This is a genomic window from Corynebacterium sp. KPL4015 (genome assembly GCF_040225725.1).
GTDB lineage: Bacteria > Actinomycetota > Actinomycetes > Mycobacteriales > Mycobacteriaceae > Corynebacterium > Corynebacterium rhinophilum.
The window spans coordinates 76,566-95,613 of sequence record NZ_JBEHGF010000004.1 but is presented as its reverse complement, the minus strand read 5'-3'; the positions used below and the strand labels follow the sequence as shown (position 1 = coordinate 95,613).

The window sequence follows — 19,048 nt, the reverse complement described above, 5'->3', positions numbered from 1 at the left end:
GCCTCAAAAATAGCAGCGGAGGTTGCACTTTTAGAGAAAGGCCGCTGCCGGAACCATCTGACCGAGCCCACGGCCCATATGCTATTAGCCCAAGAACCCCGAAAGGTCAGCGCTCCGGCGGGCCAGCCGCTCGAGGCGGGATTCGGTCATGGAAGCGATCTGATCAATGATGGCGCGGTCGCGAGCGGCGTCGGTATCAGCCTGCTCCCACCACAGGCGGAAGGTGGCATCGAGCGAACCGGGCGCACCGGCCACGAGGTAATCGTAGACGCGGTAAATGCGCTCGCGCTGGCGGTCTTGGCGCGCTAAGTGCGCTGGTTCATCCATTACATAAAGCACGGCGATCGTCTTTAAAAGCTTGACCTCTGCCTGCGCCAAGGGAGGAACGCGCAGGTCACCGTGCATGCGGCCAAGCTTATTGGCACTGATGAGCTCGGCATTCGCCTCCGAGGTGGCACCGATGGTGGCGCCCACATAGCGTCCCACCAGCTCAGAGGTCATCTTTTTCAGCTTGGCATAATCGCGCAGGGTGTAGTCGAAATTACCAAGGGCGTTGATGACATCGAGGTTGCGCAGGCTATCGGCGGCTTCCAAGAGTTCATCGGCGGTTCCGCCAAAGGCCTCGGCGCCCTTTTCTGCAAGGTGGGCTAGCTCCACCAAATCCCACAACACGTTCAAGGAAATGCGCTGGGAGATGATGCCGTCTTCCACGTCGTGCACGGAATAGGCAATATCATCGGACCAGTCCATGACCTGGGCCTCGATGCACTTACGGTTATCGCTGTGGCCTTCGCGCAGCCACGCTAAAAGGTCCGCGTCCTCATCATAAGCGCCGTATTTGCGGTTGATGGTGCCATCCGGATTGGTCTTAGTCCAGGGGTATTTGCAGGCCCCATCGAGCGCGGCGCGGGTGAGGTTGAGACCGAAGCTGTGGGCGGTGCCATCGGCGTCCTCGACTAGGACTTTGGGCTCGAGGCGGGTCAGGATGCGCAGTGTTTGCGCATTTCCCTCGAAACCGCCTTGTGCAACCTCATTGAGCGCATTTTCACCATTGTGGCCATAGGGCGGGTGGCCAATATCGTGGGTGAGCCCGGCCATGTCACAGAGATCCGGATCAAGCCCGAGTCCTGCGCCGATGCCGCGGGCAATCTGGCCTACTTCGAGCGAGTGAGTTAGGCGAGTGCGCGGGGTATCGCCATCGCGTGGGCCTACGACCTGGGTTTTATCCGCCAATCGCCGCAGCGCAGCCGAGTGCAAGACGCGGGCGCGGTCGCGGGAGAATACCCCGCGGTGTTCTTCGATATCGCTAATCGTGGACCCCTTAGGCCGTTCTTCGGCCAGCCGGGCAAAATCAGCTGCAGCATAAGAATAAGACACGGCGTTTTAGTCTATTCCCCCAGCGTGCGGTCTGCGTCTTTATTTTGCATCGTTTCGTGCCGCAGCTTCTGATTCGGCCGCAGCATCAGCTCGATGCGGTACAGGCGCCTTTTCCAAGCCCGCGCGCACCGGGGAGAGAGAATGATGGACAGACCTATATAAAACAACCCGCCCCATTCGTGCGCGAGGTAGCGCCACCAAGGCTTAGAAAACCGCCGAGCGGGATAATAGGGCGTGCCGGACACTTGGACGTTGAGCCCTTCCTGCTTGGCGATGACCCACGTGCGCAACCTATGCAAGGGATCGGTGACGATGATGGCATCGGCAAGCCCGTGGGCATCGATAACCGCAGCTAAGGACTCGCGCGTATCGAGGCCTTCTTCCACGGCAGAAACCTGCAGCTCAGGGAAGTGCTCGCGCAAGTAATCGCGAGCTACCCCGGCCTCAGTAAACCGATCCCCGGGCAGCTGGCCGCCCACGGTAATCACTGGCAGGCCGCGGGAAATGGCCAGCTCCCCGGCATGGCGCAGGCGCCCGGCCAGGATGCGGGAGGGGCGGCCATCGTATTGCGCGGTGCCTAAAACAACGACGTATTTCACAATGCTTCCCACCCTACTGCCTGCGAAGGAGGTTCTCCGGATTGGGCGTTCGGGCAGGTATGGTTGTGGGCATGAATCTTAGTGCACGAATCGGCCGCGCTACCATCGCGGCATTTTTGCTCGGCTGCACCTCCATTGGCGCAGGCCAGGCCCTAGCCGCGGAGACCACTACCATCGCCCAAGCCCCGGATACGGCGGCGGTGACAGACAGGGTAAATGATGAGGCAGGGGTCTTAAGCACCGAGGAAATTAGGGAGATCAATGAGAAGATCACCCAGCTGCAAAAAGACCAGTCGCTCATTATCTTTATTGTCTTCGCAAACGATCTTGGCACTGATCCGGAAAGCTATGCCCGCAGCATCGTCAACGAGAAGGGCCCGAATTCCGCGGCCTACGTCGTTGGTGTGAACGAGCGCCAAGTGGGCGTGCAGACCGGCGATCAATGGCCCGAGGGCCGCCTGGATCAGATGTATGATGCCGCCTACAGCAAGCTATCCGCAGAGGAATACGGCGCTTCCGCGATCGCGCTTGCCGATGCCGCCCTTGGCACCTCCAGCTCCTCTGATTCCTCCGGCATAGCCTGGCTGGGCGGTGGCGCCGCCGCCATCATCGCTGCAGGCGGTGGCGTCTGGTACTACTCTCGCCGCAATACAAAGAAGAATCAGGCTAAGACTTTAGAGTCTGCCCGCGAGATTGCGCCAGAAGATACCGACCAATTAAACCGGCTGCCGCTAAATACCCTGGATAAGTTGGCCCAGGAAGAATTGGTCTCCACGGATGAATCCATCCGCCGCGGCAAGGAAGAGCTCAATATCGCTCTATCTGAGTTCGGACCGGAGCGCACCCGCCCGTTTACCAAGGCGATGAATCATTCCACCTCTACCTTGCAAAAGGCCTTCAAGATTCGCCAGCGCCTCGATGATGCGGTGCCAGAATCCCAAGCCGAGCGCCGGCAAATGCTAGTAGAAATCGTCTCTACCTGCGGCCAGGCCGATGATGCCCTAGATAGCCAGGCAGAAGAGTTCGCCCAGATGCGCGACCTGCTGCTACAAAGTGACTCCAAGTTGGACGAGCTCACCCAGCGCACCGTCGGGCTGCGCACTCGCCTGCCGGGCGCCGAAGGTACCCTCACAAAGCTCCAAGAGGACTACTCCGCAGAGGTCCTATCCTCCATTGCGGATAACCCTGAATTGGCGAGTGCCTCCCTCGATGAGGCGGAAAAGCTCCTGGACCAAGCCCGCGAGGTGCAGGGCCAGCCCGCCGGGAAGCAGGGCTCACTCGTGGGCCTTATCCGCGATATCGAGCACGCCACGGAGGTCACCGATAGGCTCCTGACCGGTGTAGAGCACGCCGAGGAGAATATCTCCTCCGCGCGCCGCAATTTGGGCGCGCTCATCACTGAGGTCGAGGACGAAATAGAGGAAGCCCGCGAGCTAGAGCGCCAGGGCAAATCCCAGGGCACCCAGGCGGATTGGGAGGCCCTCGAGGAGCTGCTTGAGCGCGCCTCTGCTGCGGTCACTGACGCCAAGCAGCAGGGCGATACGGATCCCTTGGGCCAGCACACCGCACTCATGAGCATCGATACCGAGCTTGATGAGGGCCTCGACCGCGTGCGGGAAAAGACTTCCACCCACGCGCGCCAGCTCGAGCTTTTCCACCAGCAAATGTCGGTGGCAGAATCCAATATTCAGGCCGCCGAGGATCTCATTTCCTCGCGCGGGCGCATCGTTGGTTCCGGCGCCCGCACCGCGCTTGCCGATGCCAAGCGTCTCCACGCCCAAGCCCTGCACACCCAACGCAGCGATATCCGCGGCGCGTTGCAATCCTCCCGCGAAGCCGTTGCCGCAGCGCAAACCGCCTTGCAACGGGCCAAGGATGATTCCGACGAGTATCGCCGCCAGCAACAACGCCAGCAGACGAGTTCCGCTGCCGGAAATATCATCACCGGAATGGTCTTAGGCCAAATCCTTGGCGGCGGTGGCCGCGGCTTCGGCGGCGGTTTCAGCGGAGGCGGCGGTAGCTTCGGTGGCGGCGGAGGAGGATTCTCCGGCGGCGGTGGCGGAGGCGGTTTCCGCGGCGGCTCGTTCTAGAGCGGCTCCTTCCAGAGCGGCTCCTTCTAGACCGCCGGCTTAGAAGACCGGCTTGGTCGGTTCTTAGCCGCGCACGATGCGTGGTGTGGTATCGACAAGCAGGCAGCCATAACTCAGCACCACCGCATCCACGTCCGGCAAGCCGTGCCCGCTGGGGTTGGAGGCCGATACTTCCAGGCCACTGCCCCGCGGGGTAAGGCGCGCAACTTCGGCGCCCTCCGAGCTACCGTCTTCAGCAAGGGCCACGATGCGGCGCTGCTTGCCAAAGATCGCGGAGCGCTCCAAAAGGTAGTGGGCGTCTCCGCAGGTCGCGCGCAGGCGCGTGACGGTCAATCCCGCCTGCGAGACTTCACACTGCTTCGCGGCGCCGGAGCTCGCGCTGCGGCTGGCACGCGGTCGGGCCCGCAGGAAAAAGCGCGGGGAGGCGGTTGCACCGTCTAGCGAGGTCTCTACGTCAAAAAGCGTATCTGGTTGTGTGGGATCCCCAGAGAGCGCGCCGGCAATGATCAGTACCCCATCTCGCACCCAGGCGATATCGGTGCCGCGTACGTCGCGCAGAGTAGTACCTGTCCACTGCCACGGCATCGTTCCTGCCATTAGAAGATGAACACCGCCAGCAGGGCGACGATGGAGGCTAATACCAGCGTGATGATCCATACCCACGCGGAGTTTTTGGTGTTCTTTTCCAGAATCGCACGGGTAAACCAGCTGAGACCGGCGATCTCGGCGGTGCTCAAGCCTTTCGCATCCTCCTCGAATTCCAAGATGGCCTTGCGCACACCGGAGTTCTTAGCGGAAAACTGCGCCACTTTATTGTCATCGACGTCATCGATGATCCAATCGCCACTGTTTTCATTGACGTAATGAAAGGTGCGGCCATTGAGCGAGGCTTCAAGGCGCTTGTCGCGGCCGAGACGGCCGGCGAGGCGGTAGACGGAGCCATCATCAAGCGTGGCCGAAGCCCCCAAATCGCTGACCTCGACGCGCCAAAAGTTGCCATCCACCTCCGCGGAATGTTCCGCAAAGACGCCTAGGCGCTCCGGGCCCTCCTCAACGAGGAGGACGGGCTTGTCGCGCTCGGAGCGATCCCAGCTGGTGTAGTGCATCTTCTTAGCACCCAATCAGGCGCGCTGCGAGGTAGGACTCAAGATCCTCAATCTTTACGCGCTCCTGCTCCATGGTGTCGCGCTCACGGACGGTCACGGCGTCATCCTCGAGCGAATCGAAGTCGAAGGTGACGCAGAATGGCGTACCAACCTCGTCCTGGCGGCGGTAGCGGCGGCCGATGGCACCGGAGACGTCAAAGTCCACGTTCCAGTAAGCGCGCAGCTTATCCGCCAGCTCGCGGGCCGGAGTGGAGAGCTCTTCCTTCTTGGACAACGGCAGGACGGCAACCTTGATGGGCGCCAAGCGGCGGTCCAAGCGCAGAACCACGCGCTTGTCGGTGCCGCCCTTAGCGTTCGGCGCTTCTTCCTCGTCGTAGGCATCTACCAGGAAGGCCATCATGGAACGGCCCAGACCAGCGGCTGGCTCGATGACGTAGGGAATCCAGCGCTCATCATTGGCCTGGTCATAGTAGGACAGGTCCTCGCCAGAGCCCTTGTCGTGGACGGAAAGGTCATAGTCGGTGCGGTTGGCCACACCTTCCAATTCGCCCCACTTGGAGCCCTTGAAGCCGAAGGCGTACTCCACGTCCACGGTGCGCTTGGAGTAGTGCGACAGCTTTTCCTTGGGGTGCTCGTACAGGCGTAGGCTTTCTTCCTTGATGCCCAGGTCGGTGTACCACTTGTAGCGGTCATCAATCCAGTACTGGTGCCACTCTTCGTCCTCGCCAGGCTTGACGAAGAACTCCATCTCCATCTGCTCGAACTCGCGGGTGCGGAAGATGAAGTTACCCGGGGTGATCTCATTACGGAAGGACTTACCAATATTGGCAATGCCGAATGGCGGCTTCATGCGCGAGGAGGTCATCACGTTCTTGAAGTTGATGAAGATACCCTGTGCGGTCTCGGGACGCAGGTAGTGCAGACCCTGCTCGTCATCGACCGGACCCAAGAAGGTCTTCAGCAGGCCAGAAAAGGCCTTCGGCTCGGTCCAGTCACCTGGCTGGCCGGTTTCTGGATCGTTGATATCCGCCAAGCCATTTTCTGGCTCGTGGCCGTGCTTTTCCTCGTAGGCCTCAATCAGGTGGTCGGCGCGGTAGCGCTTACCGGTGTGGCGGGATTCCACTAGAGGATCAGTAAAGACCTCCACGTGGCCGGAGGAGACCCACACCTGGCGCGGCTGGATGACGGAGGTATCCACACCCACGACGTCGGGGCGGGATTGGACCATGTGGCGCCACCACTGGCGCTTAATGTTTTCCTTCAACTCCACACCAAGAGGACCATAGTCCCAAGCGGAGCGGGAACCGCCGTAAATCTCACCCGCCTGGTAGACCAAGCCGCGGCGTTTACACAGATTAACAACGGTATCGATAAGGGATGCCATGGTTGTAAAGGACTCCTCTGGTAGGGGACAGTCGTGACAATCTCATTCAGTCTAACCCTTATCCCCCATCAGTAGTGAGATCAGGGGGTGCAAATTTAAATCGGTTAATGTACAGGTAATGACCAACTTGAGGTAATATAGTAGTGGTCGACAGATAATAGATACCGTATTGAAGGTGCCCACTCCCTATGACGACCGTTCAATTAGCATTTAATAACTCTGCGGCCGCAAGCGTTATCGCGGCCCTCGATTCCCCGCTGCGCATTTCCATCATTACCCGCCTGGCGGAGCGCGACCATTACGTACATGAGCTGGTTAAAGCCACCGGCAAGTCCCAGCCGCTGATTAGCCAGCACCTGCGAGTTCTTAAGCAGGCAGGGATTGTCAGCTCTGAGCGCAATGGGCGCGAGGTGACCTACTCTCTGGTCGCACCGGAGGTTTTAACCCTTTTGGAAGACGCCGCGAAAATCGCCTCTTAATAACCGGCCTGCATATAAAGACGATTTATTATAGCGCTTGTTGAAAAAGAGTTGATAATATGAATGTCATGTCCATTCATGAGAGTATCCCCAAGCTCGGCTCGCGCAATACTAAACAGCGCACCGCGGTTGTTGAGGTCCTGCGGGACATCGACAAGTTCGCCTCCGCCAAGGAAATTTATCACCAGCTCCAAGAGCGGCAAGAAAAAGTCGGTCTCACCACCGTCTACCGCACCCTACAATCTCTTTCCGATATTGATGCCGTAGATGCACTACACATGCCCAATGGCGAGACCCTGTACCGCCATTGCGAAACCGATGCGCACCACCACCACTTGGTATGCACCAAATGCGGCCGCACCGAAGAAATCGATGGCGGCCCCATTGAAAAGTGGGCTTCGGCCGTAGCCGCCGAGTACAACTTCGAGCTTACCGGCCACGACGCGGAGATCTTCGGCGTGTGCTCGCAGTGCGCGGCCGCACAGTAGTCACCGCACGGTAGTCTCGCGCGCCTTCCTTAGCTGCTACTTCCCTACTTCACAGCACCGAAGCGGCGATCCCGGCGGGCATATTCCTCAATGGCGGCGAAGAGGTCCTCCGGGTTGAAATCAGGAAATAGCTTGTCCTGATAAATCATCTCGGCGTAAGCGGACTGCCACAGCAGGAAGTTCGAAGTGCGCTTCTCACCGGAAGGCCGCAAGAATAGGTCCACGTCCGGCATGCCAGGATCATAGAGATGCTCTGCGATGGTGCTTTCTTTAATATCGCGCGGGCGAATTTCACCAGCGGCGACCTTTTCCGCAAGCTGGCGCACGCCATCGACCATTTCCGCCCGGCCGCCGTAATTAACGCACATGGCCAGCGTCATTTTTGTATTATTCTTGGTCAATTCTTCGGCGGTTTCGAGTTCCTTAATCACCGAGCGCCACAGGCGCGGACGACGCCCCACCCACACCACGCGGACACCGCGCTCATTGAGCCACTCTCGCTGCCGGCGCAGCACGTCGCGATTAAAGCCCATCAAAAAGCGCACCTCTTCAGGGCTGCGCCGCCAGTTTTCAGTAGAAAACGCATATGCCGAAAGGTACGGGACACCGGCGGCGAGGCAGGCATCGACGACATCGAGAAGCACCGCCTCTCCCCTGCGGTGGCCTTCCGTGCGTTTCATGCCCTTTTCCTGGGCCCAGCGGCCATTGCCGTCCATCACCAACGCAATATGGCGCGGCAGCAGCTCTTCCGGGATATTCGGCGGGGTCAGGCGACGAGAAGGATCTGGGGTAATCACGGACTACAGTTTACTGTTCCATCACCTGTAATGCGGACACATTTCGCTCCATGTGCCACTGCAGGTGCGCCCGCGCTAGCCGATGCCCCTCCTGCCGCTGCGCATTCGTCGGATTCGTCGGGTAGCCATGTGCCAAAAGCCACAAATGGTGGAGGGTTTCCGGATCCACCTCTGCAGCACCTGGTGGCCGGCATTCGTGGCAGGCGGCGCCGCCGACGGCCGGGTGAAAGGCGTGGTGCGGGCCGGGGCGCTGGCACTGGGCGCAATCAAAAAGGCTCGGCGCCCACCCGGCATGCGCCATGGCCTGCAATAAGAATGCATCAAGCGTTTGCGTCGGCTCCTCGGTTTGCAATTGCTCGAGCGTAGCTACCACCGCGTTGTAGAGGTACGGGTCGCCGTCGCCATCCGCGTAGATGAGCCGCTCGGCCGATTCCAAGACCGCGCAGGCAGCAGTATAACGCTCGTAGTCTTCAATCAGGCGCGCGCCAAAATAATTCACCGTATCCGCCTGGGAAATCGTGGCCAAATTCTTTCCCACATACAGTTGGACGTCAAGGTTGACGAAGAGCTGCAGCCGCGATCCAAAACGGGATTTTGCTCGGCGCACGCCCTTGGCCACCGCACGCACCAACCCATGGTTTTGGGTGAGAAGTACGATTACGCGGTCTGCTTCCCCAAAATCATAGGAGCGAATGACCACGGCGCGGTCGCGATAATTTTCGCGCATAGCCTTTTAGAACCCGAGCCTGCCCAGCGACTTGGCATCTGACTGCCAATTTTTCAGTACTTTGATGCGCAGGTCCAGGTACACATTCTGGCCCAATAGCTCCATGATTTCCTTACGGGCATTGCCCACGATGCGGCGGAAACGCAGGCCATCTTTACCTTCGATGATGCGCTTTTGACCTTGGCGCTCCAAGTACATGATGGCGTGAATGTCCAGCACTCCCTCACGCGTGCGCGAAGGCAGCATTTCATCGATCTGCACCGCAACCGAGTGCGGTAGCTCCGCCTTCAAGCCAGATAGTGCGGCCTCACGGATGAGTTCTTCAATGCGCTTTTCTTGCCCCTCATCAGTGATGTGATCGTCCGGATAGAGCTTCGGGCCCTCCGGCAAATGCTCTACGATGACCTGCACCAAGTCATCCAGTTGCACGCCCTTTTTACTAGAAACCGGAATCACCACTGCCTCTGGATCTTCTTGCGTCAAGAGCTCGTGCAAGGCCAAAAGCTGCGCGCCCACCTGGTCCTTGGACGCTTTATCCAGCTTGGTCACGATGCCGATGATGGGGGTCTTCGGCGCAATCGAGCGCACATTATCCAAGATCCACCGGTCACCCGGACCAATCTTTTCATCTGCCGGAATGGTCAATCCGATGACATCCACATCCGCATACGTTTCTTTGACCACTTCATTAAGCCGCTCGCCCAACAAGGTGCGGGGGCGGTGCAGGCCCGGCGTATCCACCACGACGACCTGTGCATCCTCGCGGTGAACCAAGCCCCGGATGGTGTGGCGGGTCGTTTCCGGCTGGTCCGCGGTAATGGCGATCTTTTGGCCCACCAGCGCATTGGTCAGCGTGGACTTACCCGTATTCGGGCGGCCCACAAAGGACACGAACCCAGAGCGGAATCCTTCTGGGGTATCCGTGTACTGCGAATAATCTAACGGAGCCGCCTTCTCCCCGGCGGCTTCCGGAGCTGCATCATCGGGGTCATCTGGCAGGCCCTCGAATGCCGCATCAAACTGTGCATCAATATCAGAACTCATTACCTGCAATGATAGCCCACAGCACCAAAATCTCCGATTGTTTCACGCACTAACAAATCTGCAGGCTAAGCTAAGACCGTTCTCTCCTCCTCGGTGTATTTCTCACCGCTTCCTGAAAGGCACTCCGCCATGCCAACCAAGTCTCCCCTACTGCTCCTGGGCGCTCTTCTCACCATTTCCCTTAGTGCCTGTTCATCCCCTGTTGCTGGTACTTCGCCTTCCGAAGAGGAATCCACCAGTACTTCTTCCAGTTCAGCATCCAGCTCATCGAGTGCGTCCTCTTCGAGCAGCGTTGCACAATCCACCACGCAAGAGCCGACCTCCGAAACCCCAGCAGAACCAGAAACCCAAGTAGCAACTGAGAAGTCAGGCGCACAACCGCAAGCGGCCGCGACGGAGCCTGAGCTGCTGTACTGCGAAATCGGCCTTGGCGCATTCGGGAGATTTTCTGATGGCTCTTCGCACCAAACCGAACTGTGCAATACCCCTGCACTCCAGCGTTCCGTACGCGCGGAAGGAGTATGCGGTGGCCTTAATGGGCACTTGCTTTATCCAGACGAATGGCCAGAGCTTTGCAACGGCGGCGCTCCATATTCGGGACCGCCGCAGGGTGGAGCGTCACCAGAATTCTATGACGAAGGTTCTCTCGCGGGAACGCCCTTGGAAACACAAGGGGAAGGCCTTTAGAGCGGAGCCCCGAAACTGTACCGCGCCGTTCTTTTCGCAGATGCTATAGGTCCACTGCAATAACTGAGCATATTCGCGCCTGAAATGTAGCAAATCGCGCTCAGATATACCTGAGGACGTTGACCTTTTGATGTTCCTATCAGGTCAACACCAGCCCGAAGGCCCCGCGCCCTCAAAATAAACGAGGGTGCGGGGCCTTCAGGAGCTAATAGCCGTGAGTCTATTTCTTGAATTCATCCGGCAGTGGGCCAAGCTGCGGTCCGTCCGGGTAGTACTTCCAGCCGTCCTTGATACGAACATCATCGGACCATGGCAGTTTGTACTCGCCCTTGGCAAGGTCTTCGACCCAGGTGAGGTAGTTTTCGGTCTTTCCGCCTGGGTAACCGACATAGCCGCGGTTGCCCAGGTTGAAGATGTTGTTTTCTAGGCCCCAGTTGATGCGCGCCTTATCAGCCAACGCTGGGAATACCTCTGCGGTGACGATTTCGCCCGGGTTGCGGTGACCCTCAGAAATCATGTGGCCATCGTAGTTGCAGACATTTCCTTCACCGAAGTAGTAAAAGACCTGGTCATAGCCCGCCAAGTTCACCGATGCCGTATACATCAGGTTCTGGAAGGCATTGGTCTTATTGGTCATGATCCACTGGTCTTGGGTCTGAGTGGAATAACCCGAGATGCGGATGTAGACATTGGCACCCTTATACGCCGCTTCGCGGGCGAGCTCTGGGAACATGCCATCGTGGCAGATATTGACTGCAAGCTTGGAGCCCTTGGGGCCATCGCACACCGGCATGCCCAGGTCACCTGGGTACCACGGCTCGATGGGGGTCCATGGCTGCAGCTTACGGTAGTGCAGTGCAATCTCACCGTCGGAGTTGATGATAATCGCCGTGTTGAACGGGGGTTTTCCTTCCTCATGGTTGGGTTCCATGATGGAGAAGACGCCCCAGACGTCGTTATCCTTACAAGCCTGCTTGTACTGGTCCACCTTGGGGTCATCGAGCCCAATGAGGAATTCATCGTAGGACCAAATCTTGGTGTTCAGTCCCGAAGAGGAATACTCCGGAAAGACGATGAGATCCAAGTCTGGGTAGCCCGCCTTGGTCGAGGCCACCATGCGGCAGATTTCATCGACGTTTGCTTGAACGTCTTCTGGGGTATTGACTACGGGAACTGGGTACTGGATGAGGGCCATCAACAGGCCGTCGGGGGATGCGCTGATGCTTCCGGTGCTGGACAAGACGGGACTCCAATCGCGTCGTTGATTAAGTTACACCTATCACTCTATATGACGAACCTCACGTATTCACCTGAAAAGCGACGTGCTTGTCTCAAATTACAGACCGCATCCCTCTTGGGGCAGCCTTAGAGCTCCTCCGCCTGGAATTGCATGCTTGGGTGAGCAAAAGCATCCTGGGCCTGAATGAGCTGCAGCTCGGTGGATTCCGCTTCATACGTCGTACGCAGAAGCTCGTAGACAGAAGATGCGGTGCGGCGCAGTGCCTCTTTCACGTCATGGGTTTCAACGTAGTGGCCGGTGAACAGCGCCGCGGTCACGTCACCAGAGCCGTTGCGCTTAACCGGCAACAGCGGGGTCGAGAGCAAGAAAGCGCGCTCACCATCGACGGCGAGCATCTCGATCTGATCCGCAGGGGTTTCCGGGCGTTTTACGGAGGTAACCAATACCGTCTTCGGACCCATTTCCTGCGCCTTCTTCACCGCAGCCAAGGTCTGGTCCAAGGTGCTGACCTCGGTATCGGTCAGATAGCCCAGCTCAAATTGGTTCGGGGTGATGATATCGGCCACGGGCACCACGCGGTCACGCAGCAGTGGCGGAATGTCATCGGAAACGAAGCAACCCGACTTCGCATTACCCATCACGGGGTCGCAAGCATAGAGCGCCTTGGGGTTGACGGCCTTGATGCGGCGGACGGTATCCACGATGGCATCGGCAATGTCGGAGCCGCCTTGGTAGCCGGAAAGGATGGCGTCGATATTTTCAAAAGCACCGCGCTTTTCGATGCCATCGATGATCGACGTGACATCACTAGCCGGAATCATCGGTCCGCCCCAGTCACCGTATCCGGTGTGGTTGGAGAAGTTCACCGTGTGCACGGGCCACACTTCGTGGCCGGCGCGCTGGAGGGGAAATACGGCCGCGGAATTTCCCACGTGGCCGTAGGTGACGTGAGACTGAATGGAAAGGATAGTCATAGCTATCCATTGTGCTACTGACTGTGCACAGAGACAAAGGAAGGGGCGAAATTATTCGTGGGGTTCCTCGTCCCGTGGCTCCCCGATGGCCGGAATTCCGCCGCCGGGTACCTGTTCATCGAGGCGGGCTCGCTCGGCGGCATCCGGAAAGGCCTTCGGGCCCGAGGGCTTTGGCTGGTAGCTCTTCCCGCGAGCGGCGAGGTCATCGTACCAATCCGCCAGCAGCTCATTCTGCCGGGCAAACATTTCCTTTTCCTCCGCCGCGGTGGCGTGATCGTAGCCCAGCAAGTGCAGGCAGCCGTGCACCGTCAAAAGCGCGAGCTCGTGCCCGAGCGAATGCCCGGCGGCATCGGCCTGGCGGAGGGCAAACTCGGGGCACAATACGATATCGCCAAGCATGGCAGGTCCCGGATCGGCGGCATCGGGGCGCCCGCCACCAGAAGTGGCGCCGGGGGTGAGCTCATCCATGGGAAAACTCATCACATCGGTAGGGCCTTCCAAGTCCATCCAACGGATGTGCAGATCCTCGATGGATTTCAGGTCCACGCAGGTAATGGTGCATTCCGCATCGGGGTTGATATCCATGGCGCCGAAGGCATAGGAGGCGACATCGATCAGCATCTCCTCGTTGACGCCATCAAAACCCGACTCATTGAGAAATTCGATACTCACTTATTCCCCTTCGTATTCCGCAGCCTTTTTATTATCAAAGGAATCATAAGCATCCACGATGCGGCCCACCAGCTGGTGACGCACCACGTCTTGGGCGCTGAGATCCGCAAAGTGGATATCATCCACGTTATTGAGGATCCGCCGCACGATACGCAGACCGGAAATCTGGCCGCGCGGGAGATCCACCTGGGAGATATCGCCGGTGACCACGATGGTGGAACCAAAGCCCAGGCGGGTCAAAAACATCTTCATTTGCGCCGGCGTGGTGTTTTGCGCCTCATCAAGGATGACAAATGCATCATTGAGCGTGCGCCCGCGCATATACGCCAGCGGGGCGACCTCGATGATGCCGGCATCCATAAGCTTGGGGATCATCTCTGGATCGAGCATGTCTCGCAGCGCGTCATAAAGCGGGCGCAGATACGGGTCAATCTTGTCATTGAGCGTACCCGGCAAAAAGCCCAGGTTTTCGCCCGCCTCAACCGCCGGACGGGTAAGAATAATGCGCGAGACCTGCTTATTTTGCAGGGCCTGCACGGCCTTCGCCACCGCCAGATAGGTCTTTCCTGAACCGGCCGGGCCAATGCCAAAGACCACCGTATTATTGTCGATGGCCTGCACATATTCGGATTGCCCCACCGTCTTGGGACGGATCGACTTGCCTCGGCGCTTGACGATGTCCGCCGCCATCGCCGCCGCTACCGACTGCGGCGCCTCCACGGCCACCATGTCCATGGTGTGCTTTACCGTATCGGTGGATACGGCATGGCCGCGCCTGGCGATGGCCTCGAGCTCGTCGAGGATCTTCGCCGCGCGGGCTACCTCGTAATCGGGGCCGGTGACGGTGACAATATTGCCCCGGGCAAAAAGGTCCGCATCGAGGCGGTCATTGAGCACGCGGAGGTTATCGTCCGCGCTGCCCAATACGCTGCTGACATACGCGGAATCGATCTCACATTTCTTGGTGATGATAGGCACGTCTAATAGGCTACCAGCGCTCAGTCCGCATGCCGATAGCCGCCAAAGCCACCATCGCCGCGCTGGCGGTGCGCAAAACCTCTGGGCCCAATTTGATGGGAACGGCCCCGGCCTCGCACAGTGTTGTCAGCTCTTTTTCCCCGATGCCGCCCTCGGGGCCGACCAAGAGGAAGACCTCGCCGCGCAGGTCCACCTCGCGGATGGATTCGGTGGCTTCCTCGTGCAGGACTAGCACGCTCGCGGATTCTGCGCGCTCTGCCAGTTCCGCAACCAGTTGGCGGGTGGTCAGCGGACCGCGAACCTGCGGGATGCGGTCTCGCCGGGATTGCTTTGCGGCTGCTTCAGCGGCGGCCTGCCATTTGGCGACGGCCTTCGGAGCCTTCTTCCCATCCCACTTAGCCACGCAGCGATCCGCCTGCCAGGCGATGATCTCATCCGCCCCAGCTTGGGTAGCCAGGTCAACGGCCAGCTCAGCGCGCTCGGATTTAGGGATCGCCTGCACCACCGTTACCCGCGGATTTGGCTCGGGGATGTGGGTAACGGACTCGACGGTGCCGGCTAAGCGGTCCTTGCCAGAGGTCTCGGTGACGGAGAGGGTGAGGCGGATACCGGTGCCATCGATAAGCGCTAGCTTCTCCCCCTGTTGCATCCGCTTGACCGTCACGGCATGGCGCGCCTCGGGCCCCGACAGCGTGATGCTGTCTCCGGCCTCGGCGGCGGAGAGATCCGGGTGGATGAAGACGGGCAGCGACATTAGCGGCGGAACTTATCGCGCAGGCGGGTAAAGAAGGAGTCTTCCTGCCCGTCGCTGGCGGTGCGCACACGGGCGCCCTCATCGCGGGTATTGCGGATCTTTTCCAGCGCCTCGCGGCTCTTGCGGTCCAAGTCCTTGGGAACGACCACGTCCACGTGGGCAAACAGGCTGCCGTAGCCATCGGTGCGCAGGCGTGGCATGCCCGCGCCTTCGACCTTGATGGACTCGCCTGGCTGGGTGCCCGGCTCGATATCGATGGTGAGCTCTTCGCCATTGAGTTGATCGATGGTGAAGTTGGTGCCCAGCGCAGCATCGATCATCGGCACGTGCACGGTGACGTTCAAGTCATCCGCATTGCGCTGGAAAACCTCGTGTTCTTGGGTGTGCACCTCCACGTAAAGGTCACCTGCGGGCCCGCCGCCGTGGCCAACCTCGCCCTGGGAGGCCATGCGGATGCGCATGCCATCGTTGATGCCGGCCGGGATAGAGACCGTAAGATCGCGACGCTTTTTCACGCGGCCATCGCCGGCGCACTGGTTGCAGGGGTCCTCAATGATTTCGCCAAAGCCCTGGCACTTCGGGCACGGGCGGCTGGTCATCACGTTGCCCAAGAAGCTGCGCTGCATCTCCTGGATTTCACCCATGCCATTGCAGTTATCGCAGGTAACAGGCTTGGACTTGGAGTTCGAGCCGGTGCCGCCGCAGGAATCACACAGCACCGCGGTATCGACGGTGACCTTCTTCTTCAGGCCCGTATAGGCCTCTTCCAGGGTAATCCGAGTGCGCAGGAGAGCGTCGTTGCCGGGCTGCACGCGCGACTTAGGCCCACGGGATCCGCCGCCGGCGCCACCGCCGAAGAACTCGGCGAAGATATCGCCCAAGCCACCGCCGCCGAAGCCGCTAAATCCGCCGGCACCGGCGCCAGCGCCACCGCCGCCTTGCTCCATGGGATCGCCGCCCATATCGACGATCTGGCGCTTTTGCGGATCCAGCAAAACTTCTTGGGCAACCGAAGCCTCGCGAAATTTCTCCGCCGCTGCCCCATCATCCGGGTTCACATCCGGATGATACTTGCGGGCCAGTTTGCGGTACGCCTTCTTAATTTCCTGGTCCGTTGCGTCCTTATCAACACCTAGGATGCCGTAATAGTCACGAGCCACTGTTAGAGATATTCCTTACTCGATCGTTTTGTTGGTATTACCTTGCAAAAATTTATGTAGCGACCGGCTAGTCTACTCGCACTACTCGCCGGCCAAAATTTCACTCACGTATTGTGCAACAGCAGAGACCTTAGAGATTGTTCCCGAATAGTCCATAAACGTCGGTCCCACCACACCAAGGCCGCCAAGCGTCGCCGCCTGTCCCCCGGTTCCAAAGCCATATCCGGCGGCAACGACGGAGGCATCGCGCAGTTGATCCTCTTCGTTTTCGTCCCCGATCACCACGGATACATTGCCCAGGTCCGGTACGCGCGCCAGCAATTTCAACACGACGACCTGTTCTTCCAAAGCCTCGATAATTTTGGGCAGCCCCTCCGGAAATTCGCGCGCGACGCGGGTGAGATTCGAGGTCCCCGCCATAATCAAGCGATCAGAAGGCTGTTCCACCAAGGTTTCAATGAGCGTGGTCGCCACTTTGAGCACGTGGTGGCGGATATCTAGAGGGGCGTCATCGACGAGGTGGGCGAGCTCCACGGAGGCATCAGTAAGCGTCTTGCCCACTAGCGCATTATTGACGATGTCCCGCAGGCGATACGTCTGGTCTTGGTCAATGACCTCATCTAGTTCCACGTTGCGCTGATCCACGCGGCCATTATCCGTAATCAGCACCAGCAGCACCCGCACCGGAGATAGCGTGACGACCTCGCAGTGCTTAACGCGCGAGATCTTCAAATTGGGCAGCTGCACCACGGCCGCCTGCTCAGTGACCTGAGCCAACAGCTGCACGGAGCGGCGCAGCACATCTTCGAGGTCTACCCCGCCTTCCAAGAAGCTCAGCATCGCTTTGCGCTCTGGGGTAGAAAGCGGCTTGACCTCGTGCAGAGAATCAACGAACTGCCGGTACCCCTGCTGCGTGGGAACGCGCCCGGAACTAGCATGCTGCTGCGAAATCAGCCCCTGCGATTCCAGCACGGCCATATCATTGCGGATGGTCGCGGAAGAAACGCCCAGACGATAGCGCTCTACCAGCGTTTTGGAGCCCACGGGTTCCTGGGAGGCAATGTAATCCGCAACGATGGCCCGCAGGACCTCCTTGCGGCGGGCATCAGTTGAGGTGGACACTTCTCAGCGCTCCTATTCTCTGCGGGTTAGTTTAAGTCGATGTACCGGCGTCTCTCTATAAATACAGCGTAAATCCAGTGCCAATCTTAAAAGTCTAACAAGAATAAGCCCGAATAAGGGGTTTTGGTGGTTCAGAGGGAAATATAAGAGGTTTTGGTCATCCAGAAGGGAATATAAGGGGTTTTGGTGGTTCAGGGGCACATATAAGGAATTTCTGACGGCGGCTAGGACTCTTCGGCGATGAGGAGGTCAGAGACGATGCCATCGGCAAGCAGACGCCCAGGCTTGGTCACTCGCACGTGCTGGCCGACGCGTTCGAGCAGGCCGCGGTCGATGAAGTCCTCCAGTGCCGGGGCAGCGTGGGCATCGAGCCAGGATTCTGGGATGCCCTCGCGCAGGCGCAAGCCCAACATGATCTTTTCCATGTGGCGATCGGCACCCGTTAGGGTTTCGCTGTCTTTGATGGGCAGCTCGCCGTTTCCTATAGTTTGGATATAGCGATTGGGGTGCTTGACGTTATAAAAGCGCTCGTCGCCTAGGTGGGAGTGCGCACCAGGACCTGCACCCCACCAGTTGCCGTCCACCCAGTAAATGCGATTGTGCTCGCATTCGCCGCCGGGCAGCGACCAATTGGAGACCTCGTACCACTCGAAGCTGGCGTCTTCGAGGGTGGAAGAAATCATTTCGTAGCGCCGGGCCAGCACGTCTTCATCGGGGGCGGGAAGCAGACCCTTATTGACCTTGCGGGCCATGCGCGTGCCGTCTTCTACGATGAGCGAGTACGCGCTGACGTGGTCGACGCCGGTCTCGAGTACGCGGTCCAAGGTCCCGCGGACGTTATCGTCGGTTTCGGTGGGCGTGCCGTAAATCATGTCGAGGTTGACGTGCTGGAAGCCGGCCGCACGGGCCTCGCGCGCGGCGGCGAAAGCGCGTCCCGGGGTGTGGGCGCGCTCGAGCACCTGGAGCACGCTGTGCGAGGCGGACTGCATGCCGAGGCTGATGCGGTTAAAGCCGGCATCGGCAAGCGCGGCAAAGTACTCCGGCGAGGTGGACTCCGGGTTGGACTCGGTGGTGACCTCGGCGTCTGGGCTAAGCCCAAAGGTAGAGCGCACCGTATCCAGAATGCGGCTCAGGCCCTGACCCCCCAGGAGCGAGGGCGTGCCGCCGCCGATGAAGACCGTATCCGCGGTGCGCCCCACGCGGCCCGCCGCCATCTCCAGCTCCTTGTCCAAGGCATCGAGGTAAGGGCCGGTGAGATCGCGCGGGCTGCCCAACTCGCCGGGGGTATAAGTATTGAAATCGCAATAGCCGCAGCGGGTGGCGCAAAAGGGAACGTGGATATACAGCCCGAATGGTTCAGTCATGAATCA

At 59.3% G+C, this 19,048-nt stretch carries 20 protein-coding genes; 3 read left to right on the top strand and 17 right to left on the bottom strand.

What is annotated here, in order from left to right:
- Positions 1–84: 84 nt before the first annotated feature.
- Positions 85–1,377 (bottom strand): deoxyguanosinetriphosphate triphosphohydrolase, encoded by a 1,293-nt coding sequence (locus ABRP64_RS02715; protein WP_349865330.1) that lies wholly within the window; start codon positions 1,375–1,377, stop codon positions 85–87.
- An 11-nt stretch (positions 1,378–1,388) separates the two neighbouring features.
- Positions 1,389–1,976, bottom strand: a complete 588-nt coding sequence (locus tag ABRP64_RS02710; protein ID WP_284853555.1) for a YdcF family protein — start codon at positions 1,974–1,976, stop codon at positions 1,389–1,391.
- 71 nt (positions 1,977–2,047) lie between these two features.
- Here ABRP64_RS02710 and ABRP64_RS02705 point away from each other — a divergent pair, with 71 nt between their 5' ends.
- Positions 2,048–4,066, top strand: a complete 2,019-nt coding sequence (locus tag ABRP64_RS02705; protein WP_349865328.1) for a TPM domain-containing protein — start codon at positions 2,048–2,050, stop codon at positions 4,064–4,066.
- A 63-nt stretch (positions 4,067–4,129) separates the two neighbouring features.
- Here ABRP64_RS02705 and ABRP64_RS02700 read toward each other — a convergent pair whose 3' ends face one another.
- Genes ABRP64_RS02700 through ABRP64_RS02690 form a run of 3 tightly spaced genes read right to left on the bottom strand, consistent with a single transcriptional unit; the run spans position 4,130 to position 6,556 of the window.
- Positions 4,130–4,663 (bottom strand): hypothetical protein, encoded by a 534-nt coding sequence (locus ABRP64_RS02700; RefSeq protein ID WP_349865326.1) that lies wholly within the window; start codon positions 4,661–4,663, stop codon positions 4,130–4,132.
- Entirely contained in the window at positions 4,663–5,172 is a 510-nt protein-coding gene (locus tag ABRP64_RS02695) for a hypothetical protein (protein ID WP_284770280.1), read from the bottom strand. The genes ABRP64_RS02700 and ABRP64_RS02695 overlap by 1 nt, the downstream gene beginning before the upstream one ends.
- A gap of 4 nt (positions 5,173–5,176) precedes the next feature.
- A complete protein-coding gene (locus tag ABRP64_RS02690; protein WP_284770279.1) occupies positions 5,177–6,556 on the bottom strand; it encodes a glycine--tRNA ligase in 1,380 nt (459 codons plus the stop codon).
- A 188-nt stretch (positions 6,557–6,744) separates the two neighbouring features.
- Between ABRP64_RS02690 and ABRP64_RS02685 the strand changes: the two genes are divergently transcribed.
- The gene (locus tag ABRP64_RS02685; protein WP_005278104.1) at positions 6,745–7,035 is read left to right on the top strand and encodes an ArsR/SmtB family transcription factor; all 291 of its coding nucleotides are present in this window, start codon (positions 6,745–6,747) and stop codon (positions 7,033–7,035) included.
- 68 nt (positions 7,036–7,103) lie between these two features.
- On the top strand, positions 7,104–7,523 hold the full coding sequence (locus ABRP64_RS02680; protein WP_034658244.1) for a Fur family transcriptional regulator: 420 nt from the start codon (positions 7,104–7,106) through the stop codon (positions 7,521–7,523).
- Positions 7,524–7,567: 44 nt separating this feature from the next.
- Here ABRP64_RS02680 and ABRP64_RS02675 read toward each other — a convergent pair whose 3' ends face one another.
- From ABRP64_RS02675 to hemW, 12 genes are all read right to left on the bottom strand, one after another.
- Entirely contained in the window at positions 7,568–8,320 is a 753-nt protein-coding gene (locus ABRP64_RS02675) for an isoprenyl transferase (protein WP_296087300.1), read from the bottom strand.
- A 10-nt stretch (positions 8,321–8,330) separates the two neighbouring features.
- A complete protein-coding gene (recO, locus tag ABRP64_RS02670; protein ID WP_284770277.1) occupies positions 8,331–9,047 on the bottom strand; it encodes a DNA repair protein RecO in 717 nt (238 codons plus the stop codon).
- A 6-nt stretch (positions 9,048–9,053) separates the two neighbouring features.
- Positions 9,054–10,091 carry a GTPase Era gene (gene era / locus ABRP64_RS02665; RefSeq protein WP_349865324.1) on the bottom strand — a complete coding sequence of 346 codons (1,038 nt, stop codon included), beginning with the start codon at positions 10,089–10,091 and terminating at the stop codon, positions 9,054–9,056.
- 65 nt (positions 10,092–10,156) lie between these two features.
- A complete protein-coding gene (locus tag ABRP64_RS02660; RefSeq protein WP_284770275.1) occupies positions 10,157–10,399 on the bottom strand; it encodes a hypothetical protein in 243 nt (80 codons plus the stop codon).
- A 599-nt stretch (positions 10,400–10,998) separates the two neighbouring features.
- Positions 10,999–12,018, bottom strand: coding sequence for a formamidase (locus tag ABRP64_RS02655; protein WP_005284191.1), 1,020 nt, complete (start codon positions 12,016–12,018; stop codon positions 10,999–11,001).
- Between the two features lie 125 nt (positions 12,019–12,143).
- Positions 12,144–12,992, bottom strand: coding sequence for a pyridoxal kinase PdxY (pdxY, locus tag ABRP64_RS02650; RefSeq protein ID WP_284782352.1), 849 nt, complete (start codon positions 12,990–12,992; stop codon positions 12,144–12,146).
- Positions 12,993–13,043: 51 nt separating this feature from the next.
- Complete coding sequence (gene ybeY, locus ABRP64_RS02645) at positions 13,044–13,664, bottom strand: rRNA maturation RNase YbeY (RefSeq protein WP_284782350.1); 621 nt, start codon at positions 13,662–13,664, stop codon at positions 13,044–13,046.
- On the bottom strand, positions 13,665–14,642 hold the full coding sequence (locus tag ABRP64_RS02640; protein ID WP_284770271.1) for a PhoH family protein: 978 nt from the start codon (positions 14,640–14,642) through the stop codon (positions 13,665–13,667).
- Between the two features lie 10 nt (positions 14,643–14,652).
- Complete coding sequence (locus tag ABRP64_RS02635; RefSeq protein WP_284819278.1) at positions 14,653–15,396, bottom strand: 16S rRNA (uracil(1498)-N(3))-methyltransferase; 744 nt, start codon at positions 15,394–15,396, stop codon at positions 14,653–14,655.
- Positions 15,396–16,556: a molecular chaperone DnaJ gene (gene dnaJ, locus ABRP64_RS02630; protein WP_349865322.1), complete on the bottom strand. Its 1,161-nt coding sequence runs from the start codon at positions 16,554–16,556 to the stop codon at positions 15,396–15,398. The genes ABRP64_RS02635 and dnaJ overlap by 1 nt, the downstream gene beginning before the upstream one ends.
- A gap of 81 nt (positions 16,557–16,637) precedes the next feature.
- Positions 16,638–17,678, bottom strand: coding sequence for a heat-inducible transcriptional repressor HrcA (gene hrcA / locus ABRP64_RS02625; protein WP_284850048.1), 1,041 nt, complete (start codon positions 17,676–17,678; stop codon positions 16,638–16,640).
- 224 nt (positions 17,679–17,902) lie between these two features.
- On the bottom strand, positions 17,903–19,042 hold the full coding sequence (hemW, locus tag ABRP64_RS02620) for a radical SAM family heme chaperone HemW (RefSeq protein WP_349865320.1): 1,140 nt from the start codon (positions 19,040–19,042) through the stop codon (positions 17,903–17,905).
- Positions 19,043–19,048 lie beyond the last annotated feature (6 nt).